We start from the raw sequence: 22,234 nt of genomic DNA on the forward strand, positions 1-22,234 counted from the left end.
GCGAGTGCCACTGGTCTTAGTGTCTCGCGCGCCACAGACACTTCTGACCTGCGGCTCGTGGTCCATCGCCGGTCCGTGCGCAGACTTTGTACGCGCCTGCGATCCGCGATCCGTACTAGGAGAAGATCGCCTGGCCCAGACTGAGCAGGATGGCGGCCAGGAGCGACAGCACCGCCGCGACCGCGAAGCCGGCGCACAGCCCGATGAGCAAGGGCAGCAGTGTCCCCCAGGGGCGCGGGTTCGCGCGGAGCGGCACGCCGACCTCGAACCGGACCCGCCTCGCCATGATGGACAGCACCACCAGCGCCAGCGCGGCGAGGCTCACGATCCCGAAGACACCCGCCAGGTCGAGCGCGGCGTTGGCCGGCCCCGGCTGGACATATCGGCCGTCCGGCCGGCGGCGCAGTGTCATGGACCCGCCCACGCCGACCCGCGAGTCTTTGATCCGGGCGGCGCCGTCGACGGGCCTGCCCTTCGCCGGCACGAACGTCCCCGTGCAGATGCGTCTGCTTCCATAACCGGCCGGGACCGAGTGACAGCGTGCGGCGGTGAACCGTCCGGGTGTCCCGGCGAGTCCGGCCGCGTACTGGAAGCCGTCGAGAGGGAAGAGCACCAGCCGAGCTGCCAGGACGACCACCCCGATTGCGACCAGCACACCGGCCGCGGTGCGCACCAGGCGCAGCGACGGGGCGGTGTCGGCGCTCTCGCCCTCTCCCGCTCCGAGGACCTGCCGATCCCGTCCCATGACCGTTTCCTCACGTCCTCGTCTTGCGGACGAGTCACCACAGAATCGACTTCTTGGACACGGCCGTTACGAATCATGCGATCCGGCAGGCCGCGGCAGCCCTTCCAGGACGTCATCGCGCGCCACCGACACCGGTGCCGTTCGGCTCGCCACCGTCCGTCCCGACGGCAGCCGTGACGCTGGTGGGATCTTGCTGCGGGGGTCAGTAGTCGAGGCTCGCGAACCAGTCGCCGCGGCCCTGCGGGGTCAGGTCGAGGAGGTGCCAGACGGGGGCCAGGAGGTCGATGCCGCGCTGGTCGATGTCGTCGGCCATGCGTGGGTGGGTGGAGTAGAAGTGGCGGACCGTGCCGTCGCCGTCGCGGGTGAAGACGGAGACGGTGGAGTCCTGTTCGCCGTCCTCGTCCTCGCTGCCCAGGTCGTACTTGAAAGTGCTGTCGCCGCAGCTCAGGAGCCGTAGCCGGTGCCAGCCGCGGTTACGGCCGTGCTGCCGCAGTGCGGGGAGGTCGGCGGCCGCGGCGATGGCGAAGTCGGCGTTGCGGGCAATGTGGCGGGCGATGCCGTTGAAGCCGTCGATCCACAGGGTGCACATCGGGCAGGGGCCGGTCTGCCGCTTGCCGTACATGAGGTGGTAGACGATCAGCGGGCGGTCCGGAGCGGTGAACAGCCCGCTCAGGGTGACCTCGCGGACCGGTGTGTCGCCGGCGTCGAGGTCGGCGGGGCCCTCGACGAAGACGTAGTCGTCGACGGGCGGCCCCTTCGGGAGCGCCCGTCGCCGGGCCGCGACCTTCTCCCGGTGGCGCATGAGGTCGATCTCGGCCAGGCGCAGCTCTTCGCGGGCGGCGAGGTAGTCCGCCGATTCCCCGGCCAGTCTGGTGTGCCGCACCATGGCGTCCTCCTGGGGTGGCCATCCCCCCGGACCCCCGCCCCGAACCCCGAGCGCGTGGCTGGGGTGCGTCGCCGGAGGTCTTTGCCGTCGCTCTTGCCGGGACAATTCCGACCAAACACCCGACCCACCGTCCATACCGACGGCAAGGTGTCCACCGCGACGACAGAGTCAGCCCGACGGCGGGGGAAGAACGGCACCAGAGCAGCACGCGCAGCTCGCCCGCGTTGATCTTGGGGTTATCGCCCTTCCCGAGGCGCGCGAATGGGCGACAATCCCAAAGTCAACGGCGCCCGGGAGCTGGGACTCAGTCCTCGGCGGTCTCCTTCAAGATCTGGGCCGCTTTGCGGCGACGGCAGGGTGACGGCTGCGAACGGTCCGCCTCAGAAGACCAGCGAGAGGAGAAAGCCGACCAAGGCACACAGTCCTGCCAGGACGAGGGAGGCCCCGAACAGCGGGACGAGGATGGACAGCAACACTCCCCAGGGAGGGGGATTCTTCCGCAGCCGCTTCCAGCCTCCGGCCGAGACCTGCTTCGGCGACGCACAGAGCACCACGAGCAGGAACGCGGCAAGGCTCACGATCCCGAAGGCGGTCGCGAGATTCATGCCCGCGTTCACCGGACCGGGTTGGACGTACCCGCCATCGGGTCTGCGGCGCAGCGTGGCAGGCTTACCGACGCCGATCCGAGCGTTGCGGATCTGAGCGGCCCGGTCGATGAAGCCCCCCTTGGTCGACTCGAACGTCCCGCTGCAGATGCGGGTGCTGCTCTTGCCGGACCCGGTGGTGTGGCACCGCGCGGCCGTGAACGTCCCCGGTGTCCCGGCCAGCCCGGACGTGTAGCGGGCGTCGTTGAGAGGGAAGGTCAGCAGCCAGCCCGCGAGACCGAGGACTCCCATCGCGACGAGTACGCCGACCGCGGTGAGCAACACGCTCGATGGAGACCCTGCCGACCTGCGCCTGCTCCGCTTTCCCCTGCCGGCGGGGCTGCGCTTCTTCGGCCCGCCGGCCGGCCTACTGCGCTTCCGCCCACCAGCGGAACCACTCCTCTTCCGCCCACCGGCAGCAGCACTGCTCTTCCGCCCACCGGCGGAAGCACTCCTCTTCCTCCCGCCGGCGGGCGTACTGCGCTTTCGCCCACCGGTGGAACCGCTCGTCTTCCGCCTGCCGGCAGACCCGCCCTCGGCATGCCGTACCGCTCGCCGCGCCATTGCAGCTGCCCCTCCCTGATGTGCTGCGATCCGGCCGAACCGTCGCCGGCTGAGATGAGCCAGACGGTACTGATCAGTCCTCGGCGGTCTCGGCCAGGACCTGGGCCGCTTCGCGGCAGTGCCTCAACGCGGCGCGTACGTAGGCGGGACTCGCTCCGGCCAGGCCGCAGGCGGGCGTGACGACGACGCCCTCGGCGAGGACCTTCGGGGAGAAACCGAGACGCCGCCACAGCTCCTGCGCGCGGGTCAGCGACTCCTTCGGCGCCGGCAGGCGGGTGTCGGTGCCGGGGACGACACCGAGAAGGAAGCCGGTGCCCGCCTCGACGGCCTCGCCGATCGCGTCTTCGTCCTGGCCGCGCAGCAGCGCGGCATCGACCGAGATCGCCTTCGCTCCGGCCGAACGCAGCAGGCCGTACGGCGTGCGCGGAGCGCAGGAGTGCACGATCGGGAAGGCGTCCGCCGCCTCGATCACCCGCCGCAGGCCGTCCTCGGCGATGGGAGCCTCGACGGCACGGAGCCGGGAGAAACCGCTCGCGGTCGGAACGGTTCCCGCCAGAACGCCGGGCAGGCCGGGCTCGTCGAGCTGGAGAAGGATCGTCGCCCGGGGCAGCCGGCGGCGTACGTCGGCGACGTGCGCGGCGAGACCCTCGGCCAGCGAGGCGATCAGTTCCCGTACGGCGCCGGGGTCGCGGAGCGCGCGGTCACCGTGCCTGAGCTCGATCGAGGCGGCCAGAGTCCAGGGCCCGGCGATCTGGATCTTGAACGGTCCCTCGTACTCCCCCGCCCGCTCCTCCAGCGTGTCGAGGTCCCGGGCGAGCATGCTCCGGGCGCGGGACGTGTCCCGGCCCGGCCGGTCGGCGAACCTCCACCCGGACGGCTGCAGCCCGACGGCGAGTTCGACGAGCAACCCGGCGGCCCGCCCGATCATGTCCGCACCGGGCCCACGCTCCGGCAGCTCCGGGAGGTACGGCAGGTCGGGAAGCCCACCGAGGACGACCCGCAGCGCCTCGGCGGGATCATCGCCGGGATGAGAGCCGACGCCGGTGGCGGTCCCAATGGTCCACGGAAGATCAGGCACGGCAGAAGCCTATGGCCTGGCCGCCGGGTCTTCGCCGACGGCCTCCAGCAGCCGCACGGTCGGAGGGAGGTTCCTACGGCGGCGACGGCGGTCCGCGCGAGTGTCAGGCGGGCAGTGGCTGGAGAAGCCGGGCGGGCGTGACCTCTTCCGTGTGAATGATGACGTCGAACCAGGACCGTAGCGATCCGCCCGACAGGTGGTAGGCCGCGTCATCGGCGGCGTCGTAGGAGGGGCCGATCAGCCGTGTCCTGGCGGAGGCGTTGAGCCCGCGACGTACGGGCTCGGGCTGCGGCGCCCGCAGGTCCAGGACGTATCCCGCTCGGCCGGCGGCGCCCGCGCTGAGCGTGGAGTCGGCGAACTGCGTGCTCGGCGCGGGGAGGGGCACGCCGATCGAGCCGTGCCCCAGGGTCAGTCCGATCGACCGGTAGCCCTCCCCCATGCGTTCCCGCAGGTAACCGCCCATGTTGCGATGCGTCTCAGGGGGTGCGGCCTGGGACACCGTACGGGGGTCACCGACGGCGGTGTGCGCCATGCCACCCCAGTACACGACCTTGTCGCCGGTGCGCTCCTGCCACCAGGTCACGCCGTCGGCGAGCGCCCGTTCCACCCCGGCGAGGCCGTCGAGCGGCGTCGCGTGCCTCACCGTCCGGTCCGGAGCCTCGGCGAACCGCACCGGATCGTCCGGGTGCCGTTCGTTGTACGACTTCATCCAGCGGACGACCTCGAGGATCTCTTCCGTCCGCAGGAACGCCCGTGCTCCGGCCAGCAGTTCGCGCGGATCACCTTCGCCGGTGGCGATGTAGGCGTCGAGCCCGAGCCGTACCGCGTCGTCGCCTTCCAGGGCCAGCGACCGGAAGCCCTCCTCCTCGACCAACAGCCGCAGGGTGCGATGCGCGACGACCGCCAACTCCCGCGTCATCCGCGCGGCGGCACCGAGCGCCACGACCTTCGCATCCCGCACCAGTGGCGCGAGCGGCCGCAGGTCGTCCAACGGCTCGCCGGGCTCCCGAGCGACCAGCTCATGCGAACTCTCCGTGATCCACTCGGCCATCATCGACTCCGACATCCCACACCTCTTCGTCCCTCACTGCACGTCGCTCCGGTGCGACCCGCTCAGCGAAGAGGCTCTTACCTGAAGTCCAGTTGAGGTCAAGGGCGGGGCACCAGAAAGATACGGAGCACTCTCATAGGTCATGCAATCGCTATCGATTGCTAACCTATGCGCATGGAGCCGTCATCCCCGGCGCAGAGGGAACAGGTGGCCGCGGCACTGCGCCAGATCAGCGCGGGCTTCGCCGCATTGGCCGACGCGATCTCGGCCGACCCCGCCGAAGCCCCGGCGGAGAGCCGGTATCGCTCCCTCATCTCCGAGTGGGGAGAGCGGGGCCTGACGCGAGCCGAGGCGAGTGCGCTGTTCCGCAAGCACGGCTTCTCCCCCCAGGCGGCGGGCGGCTGGGCCCGAGGCGACTGGCTCGAGGTCCGCGAGGACGGCCGCCGCTATCTGACCGACCGTTCGCTGCACTGGCTGACACAAGAGGGGGCCTCCGATGACAGCGGAGCCGACGACTGAGCCGTTCAGCGTCCGTCTGGAGATACGCAGCTACGAGATCGACCCTCAGCTACATCTGGGCGGAGGCTTCTACATCCAGTACGCCGATCACTCTCGCTTCGCGTGCGTCCAAGCCGCCGGAATCTCGGTCGAGGATCTACTCGCCGACGGGATGGGGCCCGTCAATCTGGAAACGGTGATCAAGTATCACCGTGAGCTGCGCGGCGGAGACCAGGTCGACGTGTCCTGTGATTGGGAGTGGGGCGACGGCAAGACCTACCGCGTTCGGCATGTGATGACACATGTGGACGGCACCGTGGCCGCCGAGGTCTCTCACGTGAGCGGGCTGCTCGATCTCAGAACCCGCCGGCTGATCGCCGACCCCGCCCACGCGTGGCGCGCCCGCGCGGACAGGCCCGAACTCCTCCGCCTCCGGCCCGACCGCCCGCGCGGCACGACTGAGTGAACCCCGTTCAGGCGCTCACTCACCGAAGCCGACGCCGCCGCACACCGACCTGCCTCAGTCCGAACTGTCGTGCAGGAGGTCATTCAGGTCTGGCGCATCGCTGACGCCGGTGATCTGTGCGACCTCGACGCATTCGGTGGTGCCGCCCCCTCCAGTGGTGTAGCTGCTCTTACGCCATTCCGTCATGAGTGTCAGCCATCCTCTTCAAGAGGTCACGCGTCTGGTCTTCATTCAACGCCCGAGCGGCGATCCGGTCGAATCGGACAGACACGCTGGCCGCCTCTGCCTGGTCATCGATCACCCGACCGACATCCAGCGTCGTCCCCGCGAACGCGGCCAGTCGCCGCCCAGGCAACTCGAAGAACCAGAACCATCCGTCGATTCCGATGTGGGGAGCGGCTGCGAGCGGGATGACGCGAAGCGATACCTGAGGCAGCCTGCTGCATGCGAGCAAGTGCTCGAACTGGGCCCGCATGACCGCCGGATCGCCCATCGGCCTTAATGCCGCCTCGTCGAGGACGGCCCAGATCAGCGGCGGTTGAGGACTTCGGCCGAGGACCGCGGCCTGGTGAGCCATTCGCCGTTCCACTGCGGCCTCGACATCCTCGATCAGTCCAGCAGCGTGACCTGCGGACAGCAGTCCCCGTGCGTAGTCCTCCGTCTGAAAGGGAATCGGGACGAAGCTGTTGTAAAAGATCTTGACCTGGTCCGCCTCGCGTTTGTAGCGGTCGACCTGAGCGGGCCAGTCGGGGTTGTGGACGAGGCGGGCGAAGCGGCGGAGTCTGGCGAACAGGCCGCCGGTGTCCCAGGCCTTGTCGAGGCGGTCGGCCTGGATGCGGGTGAGCTTGTTGCGGCCCGCTTCGGCGTTTGAAACCCCATGTTTGTTGACGCCGATGATCTGCCCCACCTCGGTCTGTGACATGCCGCGCTTCTGGCGCTCGTAGCGCAGGTGAAAGGCGATGGCGTTCCAGAGGGACTCGTCGGGATCGAGGTTCTCGGCCGCGGTCATCGCTGCCTCCGGGGGGTTCGAAGGTCGATTTGAATCTTCCATGTTACTCAGAGTGAGGTCATTGTTACAGAACGAGCGCGCGATGCGCACGATCTCCGAGGAAGACGGGCGACGCCATGACCGACCGGGTTTTCCCTGAGGAAGAACGGATCTTCGCTTTCCGGCAGTTGTCCACGGGACCGACGGCCGCGGGCGAGGCACGGGAATGGGCGGCCAAGGTGCTGGCCTGCTGGGACCTGGCCGCCCTCGCCGACGATCTGCAGACGGTCGTCACCGAGCTGGTGACCAATTCGCATCGCGCCGGGGCCGGCGCCATCCACGCGCTCATCGAGTGGCAGTGGAATGCGGACACCGTCGAACTCCAGGTGTGGGATGACGCACCCGGACGGCCGCAACTTCGGCAACCCGACTTCGTCGCCGAGACCGGGCGCGGTCTCTTCATCGTCGCCGCGCTGGCCACCGCCTGGGGCCACCACCCCGGCACCGACGGCGGCAAGGTCGTGTGGGCGCGCTTCGCGACGCCGGCTCATCGGTGACGATCGGGGATCTCCGTGGCCAACCGGTTCATCCCACCTGGACGACCTGTGGCCCACGGAGTGCGGGCCGGGCAGCGCGACGGCGTCGGTAGTAGTGCACGGTCAGCAGGCCGAGCAGCGGTCCCCAGGCGGCCAGTGGCGCGTAGGCGACGACGAAGGCGACGGCCTTCCATCCGTGCACGACCAGGCCGGCGTGGTGAGTGCCGTCGATCATCCGGCCGAGGCCCAACATGATCAGCGCGTACGGAAAGATCAGTAGCGCGGCGGCACCGAGGCCCGCCGGGATGACGGCGGCGAGGATCGGCACTCGTCGGCCGCCCAGGCCGGGGATCCAGCGTGGTAGCACCTCACCCCACTCGCTGACCAGCCCGAAGGCGAGGTAGGCCAGCGCTTCGCTGACCAAGCTGAGCACGACGACGTACCAGAGGCCGGTGAACACCACGGGGCCGTGGCCCGCGGCGGGTTCCGCGGTCCGTTCGAGCAGCGGGACGTCGAAGTTGAGCGCCGCGATCCGCCAGACGCAGGAGGGAAGCACGGTCAGGGTCGTCGCGTACGCCGCCCGCACCGCCCATCGAGGGACGCCGGCCGCCGTCCGGCCGTGCATCCTCGCAGCGATCCGCCGAACGGTCCAGGACCCTCCGCATGCGGGCCCCCGATCGCCGCGCGTGCTCATATATCCGTCCTCCGGTGGGTCGTGCCTGCGTGTCATCGATTTCAAGATCGCAAGCAGCGGTATCCCCACGCTTCCCCCACCAGGGGGAACCGGGTCGCCCGCAGGGGGCACGCTTCGGGTCAGGGTTCGGGATGCAGCATCAGGAGGACGGCGCGGTTGCGGGGACCGCGCCCCTGGTAGACGTGGGGCCGGGCCGCGTCGAAGCGGATGGAGTCGCCCGCCTCGAGGTCCGTCGCGGCGTCCGCAGGTCCGGTGGTGATGCGCCCGTCCGTGACGACGATGCACTCCTCGACACCGGGCAGGTGGGCGTCCGAGTGCTGCGCGGTGTCGGCGACGCCGATGTCGTACACCTCGACCGTGCCGCGGATCCTGATGCGGTGAAGCAGGCGCGCGCTCACCGCGTCGCCCTCGACACGCGGCCGGTCATCCGTCGACCGTACGACCTCGATGGCCGAGGCGGGCGCCTCCAGCAGTTCGCCGAGCGGCACCTTCAACGCCGTGGCCAGCGCCCAGAGGGTGCCGAGCGTCGGGTTGGCCTGTCCCTGCTCGATGCCGTGCAGCGTGGTCTTGCTGATGCCGCCGGCCGCGGCGAGGTCCGCCAGCGAGATGCCGGCCGCGGTGCGCAGCCTCCGAAGGTTGCCGCCGACCACTTGCCCAACGTCCATGCGTATCAGCATAGTGGCATGACCGTACCGGTATAACGAACGGAGGCGTTGAATGACCGTCACCAGGCTCCGCGACATTCCCGGCATCGGGGTGGACGTGATCGGCGACGCGGCCGACGCGGTCGCCGACCCCGATTTCCTGCGGCTGGAGAACCTCGACACCGACATCCGGCCGCCCGCCGTCGCGCTCGCCGTCACCCGTTCGGCCGTCGACGACGACGCCGCCAACAGCTACTTGCCGTTCCAGGGGCACCGGTCGCTCCGGGAGGCGGCCGCCGCGCACGTCGGCCGGATCGCCGGGCGCTCGTACGATCCCGCCACCGAATGCGTCAGCGTGGCGGGTGGGCTGAACGGCATCCTCAACACGCTGCTCGCGACGGTCGAGCCTGGACAGGAGGTCGTGCTGTGCGACCCCATCTACGCCGGTCTCGTCAACCGGGTACGGCTCGCGGGCGGGGTGCCGCGTTTCGTGCCGGCCGAGGCGACGGCGGAGGGCTGGGCCGTGGACCCGGAGCGGCTCGCGGCCGCGGTCGGCCCGCGTACGGCGGCGGTGCTCATGATGGGCCCGGCCATGCCGACCGGCCTGGTCCTCGACGACCGGCACTGGACCGCCCTCGCCGACGCGTGCGAGCGCCACGACGCGTGGCTGATCTACGACGCGGCGATGGAGCGCATCCGGTTCGACGGCCGGCCGCCGAGCCACCCGGCCTCCCATGACGGGCCGGCCGGCCGGACGATCACCGTGGGCTCGGCCTCGAAGGAGCTGCGAATGATCGGCTGGCGCGTCGGCTGGGTCGTCGGCCCGGCCGACATCCTCGCCGACGTCCGGTTGGTCGGCCTGACCAACGTCGTCTGCCAGGTCGGGCTGGCGCAGGACGCCGTGGCCGCCGCGCTGGACGCCCCGGACGCCGACGCGGACGTCGCCGCCGCGACGGCCGAGTGGCGGCGGCGCTGCGACGCGGTGCTGCGGGAGCTCTCCGCGTACCCGGTCGTCCGGCCGCACGGCGGCTGGTCGCTGCTCGTCGACACCGGCCCCCTGGGCCTGACCCCGGTGGAGTTGTCCCGGCGGCTGTTCGACCGGGCGAAGGTGGCCGCCACTCCCATGGACGGCTGGGGTCCGGGCGGGAGCCGGTACCTGCGGCTGGTGTTCGCCAACGAGCCGGTCGAGCGCCTGACCGGTCTCGGCGACCGCTTCCGCCGGGCGATCGGCTGACCGTCAGGCGATGAGCTCGGCCATCGTGTCGAGGCGGCGCAGCGTCTCGTCGGCGGGCTTGGTCGGCAGGAAGAGCAGGATCTCGTCCACACCGGCGGCGATCAGCTTGTCGACGACCTCCCGCTTGGCGGGACTGGAGTACACGGTGACCGGAACGTGGCGTCCGGCGCGCTCGCGCAGTTCCTTGACGCCCTCGGCGAGACGGTCGACGTCCCCGGCGATGGGCAGCCATCCGTCGCCGTACTCCAGGACGCGGTCGAACGTCTTGGGCCCCCAGCCGCCGATCAGGATCGGCGGAGTCCGTACCGGCTTGGGCCAGGAGAATATCGGGTCGAAGTCGACGTGCTCGCCGTGGAACTCGGCCTCGTCCTTCGCCCAGATCTCCTTCATGGCGAGCACGCGCTCGCGCATCAACGCCATCCGGGTCTTCGGGTCGGTGCCGTGATCGCGCATCTCCTCGCGGTTCCAGCCGCCGCCGATGCCGACGGCCGTCCGCCCGCCGGAGACCAGGTCGAGCGAGGCGATCTCCTTGGCGAACATGATCGGATCGCGCTGCGGGATGAGCGCGATGCCGGTGCCCAGGGTGAGCCGCTCGGTGACGACGGCGGCCGCCGTGAGCACGACGACCGGATCGAGGGTCCGGTAGTAGACGCGCGGCAGGTCGCCGCCGCCGGGGTACGGACTCTCCCGGCTCACCGGGATGTGCGTGTGCTCGGCGACGAACAGCGACGCGAACCCGCGCTCCTCCAGCGCCCGGCCGAGATCGGCCGGTCCGATGCCCTCATCGGTCACGAAGGTCGATACACCGAATCTCATTCTCCTGAGCCTACGCCCCCGCCGATCGCAGAGGTCTCCCATGGACGGAGCATGAGGAAGAAGGCCCGGCGCGATGGCCGGGCCTTCACTTGTCACGGCAGGATGGCGCAGGCCATCGCTACTGCCGGCCGCTCTCCTGGCCTCCGGACCGGCTCTCCTGGCCTCCGGACCGGCCCGCCTGGCCGGATCCGCGGCCCTCGGTGCCGTTGGCCGAGGTCCGTCGCTTCGTCTCGCGAGCCTCTTCCACGGCCAGGCTGCTGTTGTACTGCTTCGGCACGCTGATCATCTCCTTTGCGTTGGGTCCCGCACAGCGTGCGGGACTTCTTGGAGAGGACCGTCTGGGGCGGAGTGGAGTCGGCAACACCCGTTGCCGCCGGGCCGTGGCGTACCCGCATGCAAGGAACGCTCGGGCACCGCCCGCCGGGCCCTCATCCGGCTCACCGACCAGGGACGCACCGCGTTCGCCGCCCACGCCGCCGCCCTGGAGCGCATCGTCGCGGCGGCCCGCCCGCACGCCTGAGAAGCTCAGGCGTCGGCTCGTACGGCGCTCGCCGGGAACGTCGCCGCGATGGTCACGGAGCCGAGCACCCGGTCGCCGTCGTACAGCACGGCCGCCTGGCCCTTGGCCACCCCGCGTGCCGGCGCGTGCAGCGAGATCCGCAGCACGTCTCCGTCCAGGACCGCCGTGCAGTCGTACACCTCGCCGTGCGCGCGCAGCTGGACCCGGCAGTCGTACGGCGCGGCCGGCGGCTCGGCCAGCCAGACGGGGCGCTCGCCGTGGATCTCGTGGACGTCGAGCGCCTCGCGCGGTCCGACCGTCACCGTGTTGGTCACCGGCGAGATGTCCAGGACGTAGCGCGGCCGGCCGTCGGGCGCCGGGCGGCCGAGCCGCAGCCCCTTCCGCTGGCCGATCGTGTAGGCGTACGCCCCGTCGTGCTCGCCGAGAACCTCGCCCGAGGTGTCGACGATCGGGCCCTTGTCGGCGCCGAGCCGGTCGGCCAGGAAGCCCTGCGTGTCGCCGTCGGCGATGAAGCAGATGTCGTGGCTGTCCGGCTTGTCGGCGACGGCCAGCCCGCGCCGATCGGCCTCCCGGCGCACCTCCGCCTTGGTCGTGTCGCCGAGCGGGAACATCGCGTGCGCCAGCTGCTCGCGTGAGCAGACCGCCAGAACGTACGACTGGTCCTTGCCGAAGTCGACGCTGCGCCGCAGCACCCCGTCGGCCAGCCGGGCGTGGTGGCCGGTGCAGACCGCGTCGAAGCCCAGCGCCAGCGCCTTGTCCAGCAGCGCCTGGAACTTGATCTTCTCGTTGCAGCGCAGGCACGGATTGGGCGTACGGCCCGCGGCGTACTCGGCGACGAAGTCCTGGACGACGTCGCGGTCGAACCGCTCGGCCATGTCCCAGACGTAGAACGGGATGCCGATCACATCGGCCGCCCGGCGGGCGTCGCGGGCGTCCTCGAGCGTGCAGCACCCGCGCGCGCCGGTGCGGTACGACTGCGGGTTGGACGAGAGCGCGAGGTGCACGCCGGTCACGTCGTGACCGGCCTCGGCGGCACGGGCGGCGGCCACGGCGGAGTCGACACCGCCCGACATGGCGGCGAGTACGCGAAGAGTCATGACCTGAACGAGGGTACGCGCTCCCACTCCCTCCCCGCTCAGCCGTTCCGGCCGACATAACAGGACGAAGAGCAAATCACGGCTGCGATCTGTCGCGATCCACACACGGAGAGTACTCATATCCTCTACGGTGCGCGGCGTGGGATCCTTTGCATACCTGGACGAGGCCGACGCCGAGCCGACACCCGCACGACCTGGTCTCTATCTCATCGCGGCGGCGATCATCGAGAGTGCGCACCTCGCCCAGTGCGAAGCCGTGCTCCGCGCTCTCGTTCGCGAAGAGGATGTGGACTCCAAGGGACATCGGCGGTTGCACCTGTCACGCATCAGAGACCGACACCGTAAGCATGAACTCGCCGCCCTGCTCGCGAGCCTGCGAGGAACGCGCTTCACCGTGGGCTGGACCTCGGGATACGTCGACCCCAAGTCGCGAGAGCGGATACGCGCCAAGATTCTTTGGGAATTTCTCCCCCACCTGGCGGCGAAGGAGGAAGCAGGGGGCATCTTGCTGGAACAACGGGAGGACGCGAAGCTCCGCGCCGCCGACGCCCGTACCATCGGCCGACTGCGCGATGGCGGCTTTCTGGACCTCGCTCTTCCGGTCGACCAGGCGCCGGCATCGACGGCTCCCGGCCTGTGGATGGCCGACGCCGTAGCGGCGGCCTGGCGGCGCGACCTTGTCGAAGGCAAGAGCAACTGGTCGAGGTGGTACGCACCTCACACGAATTTGATCGAGGTGGCGTGCCGGTGATGAAACGCGCGAAGCCGGGCTCCCGGCTGTGCGGGGGTTCCCGGCTTCACTTCCAGACCCCGATGAGGTCGGCTAGTGGTCTTAGGTTCTCGCGCAGAGACACGTGTGTCAAGCCGCTCCGTACAGAATTAGTCACCTAGAGCGACAGGTCGATGTAAGCACATCCACCAGGGACGTCAGATGGGGGCCATGCCAGGGGTCGGTCTCGAAGCGGTGGTTCACGCCGCCCTCGTCGAGGATCTTGATGGCCGTCATGCCGAACGCCTCGGCGCCGGTCAGCTCGTTGCTGCCGCCGTCGCCGACGTACAGGCAGTCGGCGGGGCGGACGTCCAGGGCCTCGGCCGCGAGGCGGTAGATCTCCGGATCCGGCTTCTTCACCCCGGCCAGCACGCTGAAGACCGCCGCGTCGACGTACGGTGCGACCCGCAGCCGGGGCCAGCAGTCGGGAAGCTCGTGGGTGCAGTCGCTGATGAGGCCGATGCGCGTGCCACGCTCCCGCAGGGCTCGCAGCGTCGGCAGGGTGTCCGCGCGGAGGCGGCAGAAGCCCGCCTCGAGTTCGCGGCGCAATTCGACGGCGGCCGCGATCTGGTCTTCGTCGGGCCGGACGCCGATCCGGGCGGCGATCAGCGCGAGGGTCTCGGCGGGGGTTCCGAACCGGCCGGTGCAGCGCTCGGGCCAGGTCGCCCACCAGGCCGTACGGAACTCCTCGGGCGAGGCGCCGATGAGGCGGGCGGTCGCGTGGACCGCCTCGGCACGCTCCGCCCGCGTCGCCGCGACGGTGAGCGTTCCGAAGAAGTCGAATATCACGGCGGCGAATCCCACGTGCGTAGTCTAGGGAGGTGACCGTCGGCCGTACGATTGGCCGCACCATGGGTATCTTCCGACGCTCTCCAGGGACGCCTTCGCCCAACCCTGCCATCGCCCGGTTCTGGGAGTGGTGGCCGGAGGTCCGGGAGCGACTGAACGACGGCGCTTCCGAAGGCATCGCCGAGCAGATCACCGAACATGTCGAGGCGATGCACCCCGATCTCGACTGGGAGATCGGTCCGGGGCCGAGCCTGACCGTGAGCGGCGGCGGGGCGGGCGAGCTGCGCGGCATCGCCGAACGCTGGTCGCGGGCCGCGCCCGACGACGGCTGGGAGTACCGCCCGGCGCGGGCCGCCAATCCGGAGATGCTCGACGGCAAGCTCCAGCTCGAAGACGATGAGTTCGACCTGAGCTACGTGAGGATGGGGCTGCGCGCGGACGCCCGCCGGGCCCGCGTCGACGTCACGGCCTATCATCCCGACTTCCTGTTCGTGCCGGAGGAGACGCAGCTCGTCCTGACGTACCGCGTGCTCGACTGGGCACTGGGCGAGGACGACGTCGCGCGGTGGATCGGCAACGTCACGGTCGTCACCGGTGAGCCGATGGACGCGCTGCCGCCGTCGATGCTGTCCGCGGTGGTCGAGCAGGTCGCGGGGCCGTTCGCCGAGTCGGCCTGGCTGACCGGCGAGGGCCGTACGCCACTGGGTCACGCCGCGCGGGTGGCCGTGCGCTTCCCGCTGCACCGGCAGGACCACCCGTTGTGCGACCTGTATGTCGCGGTCGCGCTGCCGTACGCCCACGCCAACCCCGATCGTCTTCCGGTGGAGCCGTCGGCGTCGGCGCTGCGGGAGTTCGAGAAGTCGATCGCGGCGATGGGCGAGCGGGCGGTGCTGGCCGCGCACGAGAGCGGTGACGGGCGGCGGGTGTTCCACCTGTACGTCGACCCGGAGTCGGGCGCGGTCGCCGAACTCGATCAGCTCGCCGCGAGCTGGTCCGAGGGCCGGGCCAAGGTGTCCTCGCAGCCCGACCCGGCGTGGGAGGCCCTGGAGCCGTACCAGCCCTGACGCCGTCGTCCGACGGGGACGGCTCAGGGCGGCTCAGTGCGGTGACATCGTGCGCCACCTCGCGCCAGGATGTGCTGCATGATCCGCGACACCTATCATCCGCAGGCCGCTCGCCGGATGTGGCAGCAGTTCGAGCCGGTTCACGCCCTGGTCTACTACGCGCCCGAGGTCTTCGAGGAGTTCGCGGCCCTGGGATACGACGTGGCGACCCGGTGGCCGACCTACTTCCCCCTGCGCTCCGCACCCCTCACCGCGCCCGGCCCCGAACGGGTGGCATCGGCCTTCTACAGCTTCAGCCCGCAGATGGTGGCCGAGCACATCGGCCCCGCCTGGACGATCGCGGACTCCGACCAGGTCCTCGCCGCCAGGTCGCGCGGCGTCGATCGGCTGTTCCGCAGGCTGATGGGTGATCAGATCGGCACGGCCGAGTTCGCGGAGACCGCCCGGTTGGTACGGAGGGTCGCCGAGGCCGCCGACACGAGCGGTCGGCCCATGGCGGCGGGCAACGCCGACCTGCCCTGGCCCGACGAGCCGCACCTGGTTCTGTGGCAGGCGATCACCATCATCCGCGAGCAGCGCGGTGACGGACATATCGCCGCACTGCTCACCCAGGGCCTGGACCCGTGCGAGGCCCTGGTCTCGTTCGCCGCCATCGGCGCCGCCCCGGTCGAGACCTTCGGCAGCCGCCACTGGACCCGGGACCAGTGGGAGGCGGCCGCGGACCGCCTGCGGTCGCGCGGCTGGATCGATGCCGACGGCAAGGCCACCGACCTCGGTTTCGAGGGCCGCGACCAGGTCGAGCGGCTCACCGACCAGCTCGCCGCCGGAGCCTGGAGAGCGCTGAGCGAAGCCGAGATCGACCGGCTCGTCGAACTGAACGGCCCCATCCTCACCGCCGCGTTCCTGTCCGGTCTCCTTCCCGGGACGAGCACGCTCGGCATCGCCACCGTTCAGGGCCCCAAATGGTGATCACTGCGACGAAATAGGCCTGGCGCCGCCGCGCCCGAAGGAGCGGGTCAGGCCGCGCCGGCGCGGCGTGCGCGTTCGACGACGGGGCCGATGGCCTCGGCGACGGCGTCGACGTCGGCCTGCGTGCTGGTGTGGCCCAGGGAGAACCGCAGCGAACCGCGTGCCCGCGCGAGGTCCGCGCCCATCGCGAGCAGGACGTGGCTGGGTTCGGCGACGCCGGCCGAGCACGCGGACCCGGTCGAGCACTCGACGCCCCGTGCGTCGAGCAGCATCAGCAGCGCATCGCCCTCACAGCCGGGGAAGGACAGGTGCGCGCTGCCAGGGAGCCGGTCGTCGGGGTCGCCGTTGAGCACGACGTCGGACACGGTCTTGCGGACCCGCTCGATGAGGTCGTCGCGGAGCCGCGCCAGGCGCTCGGCCTCCGCGGCCCGGCGGGCGACGGCGACGCGCGTCGCGGCGGCGAAGCCGGCGATCGCGGCGGTGTCGAGGGTGCCGGAGCGTACGTCGCGCTCCTGGCCGCCGCCGTGCAGGACGGGGACCGGGTCGAGGCCCTTGGCGAGCAGCAGGGCACCGGCCCCGACCGGTCCTCCGATCTTGTGGCCGGTGATGGTCATGGCGTCCACGGCGAAGGTGACGGGGAGCTGTGCGACGGCCTGGACCGCGTCGGTGTGGAACGGGATGCCGTGCTCGCGGGCGATCGCGGCCAGCTCGGTGATCGGCTGGACCGTGCCGATCTCGTTGTTGGCCCACATGACGCTGATCACCGCGACCGTGTCGGGCTCGCGGTCGATGGCGGCCCGCAGGGTGTCGGGCAGGACCCGGCCGTACGGGTCGACGGGGAGGTGTTCGACGCGCGCGCCCTCGTGGTCGGCCAGCCACTGCGCCGAATCGAGCACGGCGTGGTGCTCGATGGCACTGACGAGCACGCGGGTCCGGGCCGGGTCGGCGCTCCGGCGGGCCCAGAAGATCCCCTTGACCGCGAGGTTGTCGGCCTCGGTGCCGCCGCTGGTGAAGACGACCTCGCTGGGCCGGACCCCCATCGCCTCGGCGATGATCTCCCGCGACTCCTCGACGACGCGACGGGCACGGCGGCCGGAGGCGTGCAGCGACGAGGGGTTGCCGATGCGCGAGAGCTCCGCGGTCATCGCCTCGATCGCCTCGGGCAGCATCGGCGTCGTCGCCGCGTGATCCAAATACACCATGGCGGCCTCAGCTTATCCGCGCCGCCGCCCGCAGGCCATGGCGGCGGCGCGGTGCCGATGGATCCGCCGGTCAGAGGGTTAGAGGGTCAGGCCGCCCTCGCACTTGAGCACGGTGCCGGTGACGAAGCCGGCGCCCATGAGGTAGCGGACCGCGTCGGCGACGTCCTGGGGACGGCCGACCCGGCCGACGGGCGTCTGCTCGGCGTAGGCGGCGAACTGCTCACGCCGTTGTTCCTCCGGGAGGAAGGACCACCACGGCGTGTCGATCACGCCGGGCGAGACGGCGTTCACGCGGATCGGCGCGAGCTCGGCGGCCAGGGGCGGCACCGCCCGCTCCAGCCCGCCGTTGATCGCGGCCAGACCCGCCGTGCCGGGCAGCGCGGCCTGGGCGCTGACGGCGGTGATGAACGTGATCGACCCGTCCTCGGCGATCGTGTCGAGAGACGCCTGCGCGGCCAGCAGGTGAGGGAAGAACTTCCCCTCGAAAGCGTCCCGCAGGTCGTCCAGCTTCAGGTCGCGCAGCGCGCCCCCGCCACCGGCGCCGCTCAGCGCGAGGACCAGGTGGTCGAATCGGCCGTGCCGCGCGAAGAAGTCCCGCACGTCCTCCTCCGACCGGCCGTCCACGGCCTCGGCGACGGCGACCTTTTCCGACACCGCCTGCAGTTTCTCCGGGTCGCGGCCGGTCACGAGCACCTCGTCGCCGTTCGCGGCGCAGCTCTCGGCGATCGCCAGCCCGATGCCCGACGTACCGCCCAGCACGACAACACGCATGATGTCTCCAAATTTCTAGACGCTTCGTCTCGAAATATATTCCGAGACGTGCCGTCTTGTAAAGTGGGGCCATGACCGACGGCACCCGGCGTCCCGGACGCCCGCGCAGCGAGGCGGCCCGGCTGGCGATCCTCAAGGCGGCGCACGACGAGCTCCTCGAGCGCGGCTACGGCGAGCTCACGATGGAGGGGATCGCCGCGCGCGCCGGGGTCGGCAAGCAGACGATCTACCGGTGGTGGCGGTCCAAGGCGGAGGTCGCGCTCGACGCCCTGCTGAACGTGGCGTCGAAGGGCATCCCGATCCCCGACGAGGGCACCCTCGAAGCCGATCTGCGCGTGTTCCTCCGCCGCACCTTCGACATGCAGGAGGGCGCCCGGCCGGTGCTGATGGGCCTGCTGGCCCAGTCGCTGCTCGATCCGGGCTTCGCCGACGCCTTCAGTGACCGTTTCCTCGCCGGCCGGCGGGCGGCGCTGCACGCGATGCTGGACCGCGCCGTCGACCGCGGCGAGATCTCCGCCGACGAGGACCTCGGCCTGCTACAGGACATGGTGTACGGGGTGCTGTGGTACCGCATGCTGTTTCAGCACGCCGCGTTGAACGACGAGACGGCGGAGGCCATCGCGTCGCTGATCGCCAGGGCGACTGTCCGTTATGGGAATAACTGTACCGTCCGGACGGTATAGTAGAGATGTCATGAAACGAGATGCCCTCCTCGATGCCGCCGAGACCCTGCTCTGTGAGCAGGGCACCCAGGCGCTCACGCTGTCCGCGGTCGCCGAGCGCGCCCAGGTCAGCAAGGGCGGGCTGCTCTACCACTTCCCCAACAAGGAAGCCCTGATCAGAGGGCTGGTGGAGCGGCTGATCGAGGAGCTCGACGCGCTGATCGCCTCATACGAGACCGGCGGCCCGGGGTCGTACACCCGCGCCTTCGTGGAGGCGAACCTCGCCGTCGTCATGGACCGCGACCATTCGCGGCTGCTGCGACGATGGGCGACGGTCAGCGCGGCGGCGGCCGACCCGGCGCTGCTCGCCCAGATACGTGAGGCGATGCGCCGCTGGCACGACCCGGATCCCGCCGACGATCCGGATCCGGTCGCCGCCCAGGTCGCGCGGCTCGCGGCCGAGGGGCTGTGGGAGGTCGCGATGCACGACCCCGGCCTCTATGACGAGGCGCAGCTGGAGACGCTGCGCGACCGGTTGCTCGGCATGCTCTAACGGGCACTTGATCAGAATCACGAGCCGGTACCCATCACGGGTACCGGTCGTTCCGTGCGTACGACGGCAAGAAAGTAAAGAGGTGAAATCATGACGTCTCGCGTCCTCGTCCGGGCCCGCCTGGGCACCGTGCTGACGTTCGCCCTGGCCGGCATGCTCTGCGGGGTCTGGGTGTCGCGGACGCCGGCCCTGGCCGACAAGTTCGGGATGGGCGAAGGCGATGTCGGGATGGCCATCCTCGTCTGGGGAATCGGCGCCATCATCGCGATGCAGGGTCTGCGGGGCGTCATGGCGCGGCTCGGCGGCTCGGCGGTCCTGAAGGTCGCGGCGCCGCTGACGGCGGTCAGCCTGGCCCTGGTCGGGCTGGCGCCCACCCGGCCGCTGCTGTTCGTCGCGGTGGCCCTGTTCGGCATGGCGTTCGGGCTGACCGACATCGGCATGAACGCCCAGGGCAGCGCCGTGGAACGCTCCTACGGACGGCCCGTCATGAACGGGATGCACGCCGGCTGGTGCGCGGGCGGCATCTTCGGAGGCCTGATCGGCTCCTTCAGCGCCTCGGCCGGGCTGTCGTTCGCCGACACCCTCGTCGGCGGAGCGATCATCGCCCTCCCCCTGACCGTCATCCTGGGCCGTACGTACATCCGCGACACCGCGTCCGCCTCGACCGGCGGGGGTCGTACCCGGCTGCCGCTCGTGGTCTACCTCATCGGCGCGCTGGCCTTCGTCGCCTTCATGATGGAGGGCACGATCGCGGACTGGAGCGGGCTGTTCCTCAACCGCGAGCTCGGCGCGTCGCAGTCGGTCGCCGCCCTCGCCTACCCGCTGTTCGAGGCCGCCATGCTGGCCGGACGGCTCGTCGGCGACCGGGTCCGCGCGCGGCTGGGCACCCGCCGGATGCTCACGTACGCGGGTCTGGGCACGGCGGCCGCCGTCTCGATCGCGGCCCTGGCCCCGGCGACGCCGTTCGCGCTCGTCGGCTTCGGGCTGGCCGGGCTGGCGGTCTGCACCGTGATCCCGACGACGATCTCCGTGGCCGGCACGATCGTGCCCGGCCGGTCCGCCGCGGCGGTCGGCCAGGTCGGGGCGATGGGCTACGGCGGGCTGGTGCTCGGCCCGGTGGTGATCGGCTTCCTGGCGGACGCGGCGTCGCTGCGGGTCGGGCTCGGCCTGGCGGTCGTCCTGGCACTGCTCATCGCGGCGAGCGCCCGGTTCGTCCCTGCGCGCCGCTTGATGTTCGTGGCGAAGGAGCGGGACGGCGAGCTCGAGCCGGTGCGCCTCGCCGCCTGACCGGCGGGAACCCGGCACGCCACGGATCGGTGAATGATTTACATCACATAGTCAGTGATCGTAAGTTCTCTTCAAGAGTCCGAGGAGAGCTTCATGATCCTTCGCCGCGTCCTGTCTCTCACCACCGCCACGCTGCTCGGCGGCGCACTCGCCGCCGGGCCGCTGACCACCCCCGCCGACGCCCGTACCCGATCCTGCCCCGCGCCGGCCACGGCCCAGCGTCAGTTGCGGGGTGTCTGGATCGCCTCCGTCACCAACATCGACTGGCCGCCCGCCCCGGGGCTGTCCGTCGCCCGCCAGCAGGCGGAGTACGTCCGCCTGCTGGACGGGGCCGTCGCCCGTCACCTCAACGCGGTGTTCGTGCAGGTACGGCCGACCGCCGACGCGTTCTGGCCGTCACCGTACGAGCCGTGGTCCCAGTGGCTGACCGGAACGCAGGGCAAGGACCCGGGGTACGATCCGCTGGCCTTCCTCGTACGCGAGGCGCACGCCCGCGGCCTGGAGTTCCACGCGTGGTTCAACCCCTACCGGGTGGCGATGAAGGCCGACCCGAGCCTGCTCACGCCGGACCACCCGGCCCGCCGCCACCCCGACTGGGTGCTCCCCTACGCCGGCAAGCTCTACTACAACCCGGGCATCCCCGACGTCCGCCACTTCGTGGAGCGGGCGATGCTCGACGCGGTGCGCCGCTACGACATCGACGGCGTCCACTTCGACGACTACTTCTACCCCTACCCGAGCGGCGGCACGGACTTCCCCGACGACGCGACGTTCGCCCGGTACGGCTCGGGCTTCGCCGACAAGGCGTCCTGGCGGCGGCACAACATCGACCTGCTCGTCCACGAGATGGACCGCCGGATCCACGCCACCAAGCCGTGGGTGAAGTTCGGGATCAGCCCGTTCGGCATCTGGCGCAACAAGGGATCCGACCCCGAGGGCTCGGACACGAACGGCACCGAGTCCTACACCGCCATCTCCGCAGACACGCGCGGATGGGTGAAGAAGCGGTGGATCGACTACATCGCGCCGCAGATCTACTGGTACATCGGGTTCGCCATCGCCGACTACGCCAAGCTCGTCCCGTGGTGGGCCCGCCAGGTGGACGGCACCGGCGTGCAGCTGTACATCGGCCAGGCCGACTACCGGCAGGGCGCCGCCGGGCAGGCCGCGCCCTGGCAGGACCCGGCGGAACTCTCCCGGCACCTGACGTTCGACCGGGCCTACCCGCAGGTCGCCGGCGACATCCACTTCAGCGCCAAGGACATGGACGCCGACCGGATCGGCGCGGTGAGCCGGATGGTCGCCGACCACTACGCCCGCCCGGCGCTCGTCCCCCTCATGCCGCGGCTCGGCGGGCACGCCCCGCACCGGCCGCTGCCCGCCGTCACAGGCTCCACCGTGGCCTGGCGCCCGGTGCCGGGGGCCGTACGGTACGCGGTCTACCGGTTCGACGGCCCGCCCGGCCGCTGCGCCCTCGATGACACCTCCCACCGGATCGCCGTGACCGGCGGGACCTCCTTCACCGACACCACCGCCGAGCCCGGGAAGGCGTACGTCTACGCGGTCACGGCCCTGGACCGGCTCTGGAACGAGAGCCCGGGAACGGAGGCGCGGCCCGCCCGCCGCACCTGAGGCCGTGACCCGGTCACGGCGGCGCGTCAGAGGACGCGGGCTCATCGGCCGGGACATCTCGTACGGAAAAAGGCG

27 protein-coding genes are annotated in these 22,234 nt (G+C 70.8%); 12 read left to right on the forward strand and 15 right to left on the reverse strand.

The features are described 5' to 3' along the window. Positions 1-115: 115 nt before the first annotated feature. The 5 genes from NE236_RS21145 to NE236_RS21165 form a co-directional block, all read right to left on the reverse strand. A complete protein-coding gene (locus NE236_RS21145) occupies positions 116-745 on the reverse strand; it encodes a hypothetical protein (protein ID WP_252843779.1) in 630 nt (209 codons plus the stop codon). A 202-nt stretch (positions 746-947) separates the two neighbouring features. Further along, positions 948-1,631, reverse strand: coding sequence for a DUF899 family protein (locus NE236_RS21150; protein WP_252843780.1), 684 nt, complete (start codon positions 1,629-1,631; stop codon positions 948-950). Positions 1,632-2,011: 380 nt separating this feature from the next. Beyond that, positions 2,012-2,560: a hypothetical protein gene (locus NE236_RS21155; RefSeq protein ID WP_252843781.1), complete on the reverse strand. Its 549-nt coding sequence runs from the start codon at positions 2,558-2,560 to the stop codon at positions 2,012-2,014. Between the two features lie 352 nt (positions 2,561-2,912). After that, positions 2,913-3,917, reverse strand: a complete 1,005-nt coding sequence (locus NE236_RS21160; protein ID WP_252843782.1) for a methionine synthase — start codon at positions 3,915-3,917, stop codon at positions 2,913-2,915. 103 nt (positions 3,918-4,020) lie between these two features. Continuing rightward, a complete protein-coding gene (locus NE236_RS21165) occupies positions 4,021-4,983 on the reverse strand; it encodes an erythromycin esterase family protein (protein WP_252843783.1) in 963 nt (320 codons plus the stop codon). Positions 4,984-5,142: 159 nt separating this feature from the next. Between NE236_RS21165 and NE236_RS21170 the strand changes: the two genes are divergently transcribed. Together NE236_RS21170 and NE236_RS21175 are read left to right on the forward strand one after the other, a co-directional pair. Beyond that, entirely contained in the window at positions 5,143-5,487 is a 345-nt protein-coding gene (locus NE236_RS21170) for a hypothetical protein (protein ID WP_252843784.1), read from the forward strand. After that, positions 5,465-5,932 (forward strand): acyl-CoA thioesterase, encoded by a 468-nt coding sequence (locus tag NE236_RS21175; RefSeq protein ID WP_252843785.1) that lies wholly within the window; start codon positions 5,465-5,467, stop codon positions 5,930-5,932. The genes NE236_RS21170 and NE236_RS21175 overlap by 23 nt, the downstream gene beginning before the upstream one ends. Positions 5,933-5,986: 54 nt before the next feature. Here the strand turns inward: NE236_RS21175 and NE236_RS21180 are convergent, their stop codons facing one another. Then, a complete protein-coding gene (locus NE236_RS21180; protein WP_252843786.1) occupies positions 5,987-6,118 on the reverse strand; it encodes a DUF397 domain-containing protein in 132 nt (43 codons plus the stop codon). Next, complete coding sequence (locus tag NE236_RS21185; protein ID WP_252843787.1) at positions 6,102-6,941, reverse strand: helix-turn-helix domain-containing protein; 840 nt, start codon at positions 6,939-6,941, stop codon at positions 6,102-6,104. Before NE236_RS21185 ends, NE236_RS21180 begins: the two co-directional genes overlap by 17 nt. Positions 6,942-7,057: 116 nt before the next feature. Here NE236_RS21185 and NE236_RS21190 point away from each other — a divergent pair, with 116 nt between their 5' ends. Beyond that, complete coding sequence (locus tag NE236_RS21190; RefSeq protein ID WP_252843788.1) at positions 7,058-7,477, forward strand: ATP-binding protein; 420 nt, start codon at positions 7,058-7,060, stop codon at positions 7,475-7,477. 28 nt (positions 7,478-7,505) lie between these two features. On the opposite strand, the gene NE236_RS21195 is transcribed toward NE236_RS21190, so the two are convergent. Together NE236_RS21195 and NE236_RS21200 are read right to left on the reverse strand one after the other, a co-directional pair. Further along, entirely contained in the window at positions 7,506-8,081 is a 576-nt protein-coding gene (locus tag NE236_RS21195; protein ID WP_252843789.1) for a hypothetical protein, read from the reverse strand. 188 nt (positions 8,082-8,269) lie between these two features. Then, positions 8,270-8,815, reverse strand: a complete 546-nt coding sequence (locus NE236_RS21200) for a helix-turn-helix domain-containing protein (RefSeq protein ID WP_252843790.1) — start codon at positions 8,813-8,815, stop codon at positions 8,270-8,272. A 52-nt stretch (positions 8,816-8,867) separates the two neighbouring features. Here NE236_RS21200 and NE236_RS21205 point away from each other — a divergent pair, with 52 nt between their 5' ends. Beyond that, complete coding sequence (locus tag NE236_RS21205) at positions 8,868-10,028, forward strand: pyridoxal phosphate-dependent aminotransferase (protein ID WP_252843791.1); 1,161 nt, start codon at positions 8,868-8,870, stop codon at positions 10,026-10,028. 3 nt (positions 10,029-10,031) lie between these two features. On the opposite strand, the gene NE236_RS21210 is transcribed toward NE236_RS21205, so the two are convergent. Next, positions 10,032-10,844, reverse strand: coding sequence for an LLM class F420-dependent oxidoreductase (locus NE236_RS21210; protein ID WP_252843792.1), 813 nt, complete (start codon positions 10,842-10,844; stop codon positions 10,032-10,034). A 118-nt stretch (positions 10,845-10,962) separates the two neighbouring features. After that, entirely contained in the window at positions 10,963-11,121 is a 159-nt protein-coding gene (locus NE236_RS21215) for a hypothetical protein (RefSeq protein ID WP_252843793.1), read from the reverse strand. Between the two features lie 90 nt (positions 11,122-11,211). Here NE236_RS21215 and NE236_RS21220 point away from each other — a divergent pair, with 90 nt between their 5' ends. Then, a complete protein-coding gene (locus NE236_RS21220) occupies positions 11,212-11,364 on the forward strand; it encodes a hypothetical protein (RefSeq protein WP_252843794.1) in 153 nt (50 codons plus the stop codon). Between the two features lie 5 nt (positions 11,365-11,369). Here the strand turns inward: NE236_RS21220 and mnmA are convergent, their stop codons facing one another. Continuing rightward, positions 11,370-12,461, reverse strand: coding sequence for a tRNA 2-thiouridine(34) synthase MnmA (mnmA, locus tag NE236_RS21225; RefSeq protein ID WP_252843795.1), 1,092 nt, complete (start codon positions 12,459-12,461; stop codon positions 11,370-11,372). Positions 12,462-12,591: 130 nt separating this feature from the next. Between mnmA and NE236_RS21230 the strand changes: the two genes are divergently transcribed. Further along, positions 12,592-13,212 carry a hypothetical protein gene (locus NE236_RS21230; RefSeq protein ID WP_252843796.1) on the forward strand — a complete coding sequence of 207 codons (621 nt, stop codon included), beginning with the start codon at positions 12,592-12,594 and terminating at the stop codon, positions 13,210-13,212. 132 nt (positions 13,213-13,344) lie between these two features. On the opposite strand, the gene NE236_RS21235 is transcribed toward NE236_RS21230, so the two are convergent. Continuing rightward, positions 13,345-14,034, reverse strand: coding sequence for an HAD family hydrolase (locus tag NE236_RS21235; RefSeq protein WP_252843797.1), 690 nt, complete (start codon positions 14,032-14,034; stop codon positions 13,345-13,347). 47 nt (positions 14,035-14,081) lie between these two features. On the opposite strand from NE236_RS21235, the gene NE236_RS21240 reads away from it, so the two are divergent. Both NE236_RS21240 and NE236_RS21245 read left to right on the forward strand, forming a co-directional pair. Further along, complete coding sequence (locus tag NE236_RS21240) at positions 14,082-15,083, forward strand: DUF695 domain-containing protein (protein ID WP_252843798.1); 1,002 nt, start codon at positions 14,082-14,084, stop codon at positions 15,081-15,083. Between the two features lie 78 nt (positions 15,084-15,161). Then, positions 15,162-16,052 (forward strand): SCO6745 family protein, encoded by an 891-nt coding sequence (locus tag NE236_RS21245; RefSeq protein WP_252843799.1) that lies wholly within the window; start codon positions 15,162-15,164, stop codon positions 16,050-16,052. A gap of 47 nt (positions 16,053-16,099) precedes the next feature. On the opposite strand, the gene NE236_RS21250 is transcribed toward NE236_RS21245, so the two are convergent. Then, complete coding sequence (locus tag NE236_RS21250) at positions 16,100-17,254, reverse strand: cysteine desulfurase family protein (protein WP_252843800.1); 1,155 nt, start codon at positions 17,252-17,254, stop codon at positions 16,100-16,102. Between the two features lie 78 nt (positions 17,255-17,332). After that, positions 17,333-18,025, reverse strand: a complete 693-nt coding sequence (locus NE236_RS21255; protein WP_252843801.1) for an SDR family oxidoreductase — start codon at positions 18,023-18,025, stop codon at positions 17,333-17,335. 71 nt (positions 18,026-18,096) lie between these two features. On the opposite strand from NE236_RS21255, the gene NE236_RS21260 reads away from it, so the two are divergent. The 4 genes from NE236_RS21260 to NE236_RS21275 all read left to right on the forward strand — a co-directional run bounded on the left by NE236_RS21260 (position 18,097) and on the right by NE236_RS21275 (position 22,159). Continuing rightward, the gene (locus tag NE236_RS21260) at positions 18,097-18,708 is read left to right on the forward strand and encodes a TetR/AcrR family transcriptional regulator (protein WP_252843802.1); all 612 of its coding nucleotides are present in this window, start codon (positions 18,097-18,099) and stop codon (positions 18,706-18,708) included. A 10-nt stretch (positions 18,709-18,718) separates the two neighbouring features. Next, the gene (locus tag NE236_RS21265) at positions 18,719-19,240 is read left to right on the forward strand and encodes a TetR/AcrR family transcriptional regulator (protein ID WP_252843803.1); all 522 of its coding nucleotides are present in this window, start codon (positions 18,719-18,721) and stop codon (positions 19,238-19,240) included. Between the two features lie 90 nt (positions 19,241-19,330). Beyond that, a complete protein-coding gene (locus tag NE236_RS21270; protein WP_252843804.1) occupies positions 19,331-20,527 on the forward strand; it encodes an MFS transporter in 1,197 nt (398 codons plus the stop codon). A 93-nt stretch (positions 20,528-20,620) separates the two neighbouring features. After that, positions 20,621-22,159, forward strand: coding sequence for a glycoside hydrolase family 10-like protein (locus NE236_RS21275; protein ID WP_252843805.1), 1,539 nt, complete (start codon positions 20,621-20,623; stop codon positions 22,157-22,159). Positions 22,160-22,234 lie beyond the last annotated feature (75 nt).

Source organism: Actinoallomurus purpureus (assembly GCF_024055795.1).
Taxonomy (GTDB): Bacteria; Actinomycetota; Actinomycetes; order Streptosporangiales; family Streptosporangiaceae; genus Actinoallomurus; species Actinoallomurus purpureus.

Excerpts from the sequence above, each read along its gene's own strand:
- NE236_RS21145 (WP_252843779.1), bottom strand. The coding sequence starts at position 745 with ATGGGACGGGATCGGCAGGTCCTCGGAGCGGGAGAGGGCGAGAGCGCC.
- NE236_RS21150 (WP_252843780.1), bottom strand. The coding sequence starts at position 1,631 with ATGGTGCGGCACACCAGACTGGCCGGGGAATCGGCGGACTACCTCGCC.
- NE236_RS21165 (WP_252843783.1), bottom strand. The coding sequence starts at position 4,983 with ATGTCGGAGTCGATGATGGCCGAGTGGATCACGGAGAGTTCGCATGAG.
- NE236_RS21170 (WP_252843784.1), top strand. The coding sequence starts at position 5,143 with ATGGAGCCGTCATCCCCGGCGCAGAGGGAACAGGTGGCCGCGGCACTG.
- NE236_RS21175 (WP_252843785.1), top strand. The coding sequence starts at position 5,465 with ATGACAGCGGAGCCGACGACTGAGCCGTTCAGCGTCCGTCTGGAGATA.
- NE236_RS21180 (WP_252843786.1), bottom strand. The coding sequence starts at position 6,118 with ATGACGGAATGGCGTAAGAGCAGCTACACCACTGGAGGGGGCGGCACC.
- NE236_RS21185 (WP_252843787.1), bottom strand. The coding sequence starts at position 6,941 with ATGACCGCGGCCGAGAACCTCGATCCCGACGAGTCCCTCTGGAACGCC.
- NE236_RS21190 (WP_252843788.1), top strand. The coding sequence starts at position 7,058 with ATGACCGACCGGGTTTTCCCTGAGGAAGAACGGATCTTCGCTTTCCGG.
- NE236_RS21195 (WP_252843789.1), bottom strand. The coding sequence starts at position 8,081 with ATGCACGGCCGGACGGCGGCCGGCGTCCCTCGATGGGCGGTGCGGGCG.
- NE236_RS21200 (WP_252843790.1), bottom strand. The coding sequence starts at position 8,815 with ATGGACGTTGGGCAAGTGGTCGGCGGCAACCTTCGGAGGCTGCGCACC.
- NE236_RS21205 (WP_252843791.1), top strand. The coding sequence starts at position 8,868 with ATGACCGTCACCAGGCTCCGCGACATTCCCGGCATCGGGGTGGACGTG.
- NE236_RS21210 (WP_252843792.1), bottom strand. The coding sequence starts at position 10,844 with ATGAGATTCGGTGTATCGACCTTCGTGACCGATGAGGGCATCGGACCG.
- mnmA (WP_252843795.1), bottom strand. The coding sequence starts at position 12,461 with ATGACTCTTCGCGTACTCGCCGCCATGTCGGGCGGTGTCGACTCCGCC.
- NE236_RS21240 (WP_252843798.1), top strand. The coding sequence starts at position 14,082 with ATGGGTATCTTCCGACGCTCTCCAGGGACGCCTTCGCCCAACCCTGCC.
- NE236_RS21245 (WP_252843799.1), top strand. The coding sequence starts at position 15,162 with ATGATCCGCGACACCTATCATCCGCAGGCCGCTCGCCGGATGTGGCAG.
- NE236_RS21250 (WP_252843800.1), bottom strand. The coding sequence starts at position 17,254 with ATGGTGTATTTGGATCACGCGGCGACGACGCCGATGCTGCCCGAGGCG.
- NE236_RS21255 (WP_252843801.1), bottom strand. The coding sequence starts at position 18,025 with ATGCGTGTTGTCGTGCTGGGCGGTACGTCGGGCATCGGGCTGGCGATC.
- NE236_RS21260 (WP_252843802.1), top strand. The coding sequence starts at position 18,097 with ATGACCGACGGCACCCGGCGTCCCGGACGCCCGCGCAGCGAGGCGGCC.
- NE236_RS21265 (WP_252843803.1), top strand. The coding sequence starts at position 18,719 with ATGAAACGAGATGCCCTCCTCGATGCCGCCGAGACCCTGCTCTGTGAG.
- NE236_RS21270 (WP_252843804.1), top strand. The coding sequence starts at position 19,331 with ATGACGTCTCGCGTCCTCGTCCGGGCCCGCCTGGGCACCGTGCTGACG.
- NE236_RS21275 (WP_252843805.1), top strand. The coding sequence starts at position 20,621 with ATGATCCTTCGCCGCGTCCTGTCTCTCACCACCGCCACGCTGCTCGGC.